At 71.8% G+C, this 4,699-nt stretch carries 3 protein-coding genes and 1 tRNA gene; 2 read left to right on the forward strand and 2 right to left on the reverse strand.

All coding sequences use genetic code 11. From position 1 onward, the window contains the following. Positions 1-35: 35 nt before the first annotated feature. Together pgi and ACFU7Y_RS40540 are read right to left on the reverse strand one after the other, a co-directional pair. A complete protein-coding gene (pgi, locus tag ACFU7Y_RS40535) occupies positions 36-1,697 on the reverse strand; it encodes a glucose-6-phosphate isomerase (protein ID WP_380771397.1) in 1,662 nt (553 codons plus the stop codon). Positions 1,698-1,886: 189 nt separating this feature from the next. Continuing rightward, on the reverse strand, positions 1,887-3,470 hold the full coding sequence (locus ACFU7Y_RS40540) for a Na+/H+ antiporter (protein WP_224282672.1): 1,584 nt from the start codon (positions 3,468-3,470) through the stop codon (positions 1,887-1,889). Between the two features lie 160 nt (positions 3,471-3,630). On the opposite strand from ACFU7Y_RS40540, the gene ACFU7Y_RS40545 reads away from it, so the two are divergent. Together ACFU7Y_RS40545 and ACFU7Y_RS40550 are read left to right on the forward strand one after the other, a co-directional pair. Then, positions 3,631-4,539 (forward strand): NADP-dependent oxidoreductase, encoded by a 909-nt coding sequence (locus ACFU7Y_RS40545; RefSeq protein WP_380771398.1) that lies wholly within the window; start codon positions 3,631-3,633, stop codon positions 4,537-4,539. Between the two features lie 73 nt (positions 4,540-4,612). Continuing rightward, a tRNA-Lys gene (locus ACFU7Y_RS40550) sits at positions 4,613-4,686 on the forward strand. Positions 4,687-4,699 lie beyond the last annotated feature (13 nt).

A 4,699-nucleotide genomic window follows, 5' to 3' on the forward strand; every position in this document is an offset into this window, starting at 1 on the left:
GGGCCGCCCGCCGGAGCGGACGGCCCGGTCCGGGCTCAGCGGCCGCGCAGCGCGCGGTAGCGGGCGACCAGCTCGGCCGTGGAACTGTCCAGCTGCTCGGCGCCCTCGCCGGTGAGCAGCACCGGCTCGATCCGCTTGGCGAGCACCTTGCCCAGCTCCACGCCCCACTGGTCGAAGGAGTCGATGTTCCAGACCGCACCCTGGACGAACACCTTGTGCTCGTAGAGCGCGACCAGCTGGCCGAGCACCGAGGGGGTGAGCTCGCCGGCCAGGATCGTGGTGGTCGGGTGGTTGCCCTTGAAGGTCTTGTGCGGGACGAGCTCGGCGGGCACGCCCTCGGCCGCGACCTCCTCCGGGGTCTTGCCGAAGGCCAGCGCCTGGGTCTGGGCGAAGAAGTTGGCCAGCAGCAGGTCGTGCTGGGCGACCAGGCCGGGGAGCAGGTCGGCGACCGGCTTGGCGAAGCCGATGAAGTCGGCCGGGATGACCTTGGTGCCCTGGTGCAGCAGCTGGTAGTAGGCGTGCTGGCCGTTGGTGCCGGGGGTGCCCCAGACCACCGGGCCGGTCTGCCAGTCCACCGGGGTGCCGTCGCGGGTCACCGACTTGCCGTTGGACTCCATGTCCAGCTGCTGGAGGTAGGCGGTGAACTTGGACAGGTAGTGCGAGTAGGGCAGCACCGCGTGCGCCTGGGCGTCGAAGAACGCGCCGTACCAGACGCCGAGCAGGCCGAGCAGCAGCGGGACGTTCTGCTCCGCCGGTGCGGTGCGGAAGTGCTCGTCGACCAGGTGGAATCCGTCCAGCATCTCGCGGAAGGCGTCCGGGCCGATGGCGATCATCAGCGAGAGGCCGATCGCCGAGTCGTAGGAGTAGCGGCCGCCCACCCAGTCCCAGAACTCGAACATGTTGGCGGTGTCGATGCCGAAGTCCTGCACGCCCTGGGCGTTGGTGGACAGCGCGACGAAGTGCTTGGCCACCGCGTCGGTGTCGGCGCGCAGCCCGGTGAGCAGCCAGTTGCGCGCGGAGACCGCGTTGGTGATGGTCTCGATGGTGGTGAAGGTCTTCGAGGCGACGATGAACAGCGTCTCGGCCGGGTCGAGGTCGCGGACGGCCTCGTGCAGGTCGGCGCCGTCCACGTTGGAGACGAAGCGGACGTCGAGGTCGCGCTTGGCGTACGAGCGGAGCACCTCGTAGGCCATCGCCGGGCCGAGGTCGGAGCCGCCGATGCCGATGTTGACGACGGTGCGGATCGGCTTGCCGGTGTGCCCCTTCCACTCGCCGCTGCGGACCCGGTCGGCGAAGGCGGCCATCTTGTCGAGGACGGCGTACACCGCGGGCACCACGTTCTCGCCGTCGACCTCGATCACGGCGCCGCGCGGGGCGCGCAGCGCGGTGTGCAGGACCGCCCGCTGCTCGGTGTTGTTGATCTTCTCGCCGCGGAACATCGCGTCCCGCAGTTCGGCGACGCCGGTGGCGGCGGCCAGTTCGCGCAGCAGCTCCAGCGTCTCGTCGGTGACCAGCTGCTTGGCGTAGTCCACGTGCAGGTCGCCGACCTGGAGGGTGTAGCGGCGGCCGCGCTCCGGGTCGGCGGCGAACAGCTCACGCAGGTGGGTGTCACCCAGTTCGGCCCGGTGCTTGGCCAGGGCGGCCCACTGCGGGGTGCGGTCGAGCGGGGTGCGGGCGTCGGCGCGGGTCTCCGACATCGGTGGGTCCTCGATTCGTCTGTGTGCAGAAACCGGCAGGGCCAGGCGTGCGGGCCGGGTGGCAACGGTCTGTGCGAGGTCGTGCGGGTCCTGATGGTGCGCCGACTCCGTTGACGGCCTGCCCGGGTTCAGCCTATGCAACCCCGGAGCCGGTCGCGCACATTCCGCCCTGCGGGCGCGGACAGCCCGTCACTTCCGTTCGGAGCGCAGGTCGAGTCCGCGCAGCACGTGGTCGACCAGTTCCGGATCGGCGCCGGGCTCGCTGCGGGCGGAGAGCATCTCGCGGCGGGAGGCGGCGATCATCTCCTGCTCGACGTCCCGGGCGGCCCGCCACTGGGCCATCCGCAGCTTGGCCTCGGCGGCCTCCTCCTCGGCGTAGTTCTCCGGGCAGAGCCGGGCCAGCCGGTCGTGCTGGCGGTCCCGCAGGCGGTCGGCGACCTCGACGGGCAGCCGGTCCTGCTCCTCCAGCTCGCCGAGCCGCTTGAGCCCGGCCTTGGCGGCCCGCCACCAGAGCTGTCGCACGGCCTGCTCGTGCTTGTCCTGGTCGATGTCGAGTTCGAGCCGCTTGGCCAGCCAGGGCAGGGTGAGGCCCTGCACCAGCAGGGTGAACAGCACCACGCTGAAGGCGATGAAGACCAGCCGGCCGCGCTCGGGGAAGTCCTCGCCGGAGTGCAGGGTGAGCGGGATGGCGAGCGCCAGGGCGACGGTGGCCACGCCGCGCATCCCGGACCACCAGAGGATCACGCTCTCCTTCCAGCTGAACGGCGTGTCCTCGTCGTCGCCGGAGCGCAGTTTCTTCGACAGCCATCCGGCCGGCAGCAGCCAGAGCAGCCGGACCAGCACGACCACCGCGATGACCACGGCGGCGTCGCCGATGAAGCCGGTCCAGCCGCGGCCGGCCTCCTTGAGCACGGTGGCCAGCTCCAGGCCGATCAGGCCGAAGGCGACACCGGTGATCAGGATCTCGACCACCTCCCAGAAGGCGTTGCCGACCAGCCGGTAGGAGACGGCGTCGGCGTCGGAGGCCCGTTCGGCGAGGTAGAGCGCGCAGACCACGACGGCGAGCACACCGGAGCCGTGGATCTCCTCCGCCAGGGTGTAGGCGGCGAACGGCACCAGCAGGTTGAGCGCGACCTGCTGGGTCGGGTCGTCCAGGCGCTCGGCGAGCTTGGTGTTGACCCAGCCGAGCGCGACGCCGACCACCACGGCCAGCACCGCGGACAGCACGAAGCGCAGTACCGCGTCACCGACCGAGAAGTCGCCGCTGACCATGGCCTCGATGGACAGCGAGTAGATGACGATCGCGGTGACGTCGTTGAACAACCCCTCGCTCTCCAGGATCGCCACCAGGCGGCGGGGCAGCCCGACGCTGCCGGCCACCGCGACGGCGGCGACCGGGTCGGGCGGGGAGACCAGCGCGCCGACCGCGATCGCGGCGGCCAGCGGCAGGGTGGGCAGCAGCCAGTGCACGGTGCCGGCCACGGCGACCGTGGTGACCGCCACCAGGGCGACGGCCAGCAGCAGGATCGAGCGGGCGTTGGCCTTGAAGTAGCGCACCGAGGAGCGCCGGGCCACCGCGAAGATCAGCGGCGGCAGGACCAGCGGCAGGATCAGCTCCGGCTCGACGGTGACGTCCGGGATCTGCGGGACGAGCGCCATGACGATGCCGAGCAGGGTCATCAGCACCGGTTGGGGGACTCCGGTCCTGCGGCCGAGCGGCATGGTCACCACGGAGGCGAGCAGCACCAGGAAGAACAGGGGCAGCTGGCCCACGGGGAGGTTCCTCTCGACGACGGACGGCTGAGCGCCGTCCAGGATAAATCTGACAATGCGCCCATCAGTGTCGACACACTGAACAACGGCTTGACCTCAAGCGCACTTCAGGCCTGAGGATCGTCGTCATCGGAAGGGTCGAGAAGGGGCGGGACAAGGCATGAAAGCGGTCACCGTGACGGGGTCCGGCGGTCCGGAGGTCCTGCGGGTCACCGAGGTGCCCGACCCGGAGCCCGGGCCGGGTGAGGTGCGGGTACGGGTGTACGCGGCCGGGGTGCAGCCGGTGGACCTCGCGATCCGCGAGGGCTTCCGCCCGCCGGGGACGGCGGTCGAGCCGCCGTTCGTCCTCGGCAACGAGTTCGCCGGGGTGGTGGACGCCCTCGGCCCGGACGCCGACGGCTGGCGGGTCGGGGACGAGGTGCTGGGCTTCCGGGTGCTGGGCTGCCAGGCCGACCGGGTCACCGTGGACGCCGGCCGGCTGGTGGCCAAGCCCGCCGGGATGCCGTGGGAGCAGGCCGGCTCGCTCTCCGCGTCCGGCCAGACCGCGCACCTGGCGCTCACCGGGCTCGGCGTGGGCGCGGGTGACACCGTGCTGGTGCACGGCGCCGCGGGCGGGGTCGGCACGGTCGCCGTCCAGCTGGCCCGGGCCTGGGGTGCCACGGTGGTCGGCACCGCGAGCGAACGCAACCACGGGTACCTGCGGGAGCTGGGCGCGGTACCGGTGACGTACGGCGAGGGACTGGTCGAGCGGGTCCGGGCGGTGGCCCCGCAGGGGGTGACCGCGGCCTTCGACGCCGCCGGTCGGGGCGCCCTGGAGGCCTCCGTCGAGCTGGTCGCCGACCGGAACCGGATCGGCACCGTGGTCGACTACCCGGGCGCCGAGCGACTGGGCGTCCGGGGGCTGCGGGGCGAGCGGACGGCCGGGCGGCTGGCCGAGCTGGTGAAGCTGTGGGAGGCCGGCGGGCTGCGGCTGGAGGTCGAGGAGTCGTTCCCGATGGAGCGGGTCGCCGAGGCCCACCGGCTGGTCGGCGCCGGGCACGTCCGGGGCAAGGTGGTGCTGACCATGTGAGCCTGCCGGACTCCCACCTCCGGCCGATTGTGAGTTTCGGCAGCTGACCAGGTAATGTTCTCCACGTCAGCAGGCGCCGCTAGCTCAGTTGGTTAGAGCAGCTGACTCTTAATCAGCGGGTCCGGGGTTCGAGTCCCTGGCGGCGCACAGACAGCCGGAA

The sequence above is a fragment of the Kitasatospora sp. NPDC057542 genome (assembly GCF_042801945.1).
Taxonomy (GTDB): Bacteria; Actinomycetota; Actinomycetes; order Streptomycetales; family Streptomycetaceae; genus Kitasatospora.

Coding starts and splice junctions, on each gene's coding strand:
- ACFU7Y_RS40545 (WP_380771398.1), top strand. CDS start 3,631: ATGAAAGCGGTCACCGTGACGGGGTCCGGCGGTCCGGAGGTCCTGCGG.
- pgi (WP_380771397.1), bottom strand. CDS start 1,697: ATGTCGGAGACCCGCGCCGACGCCCGCACCCCGCTCGACCGCACCCCG.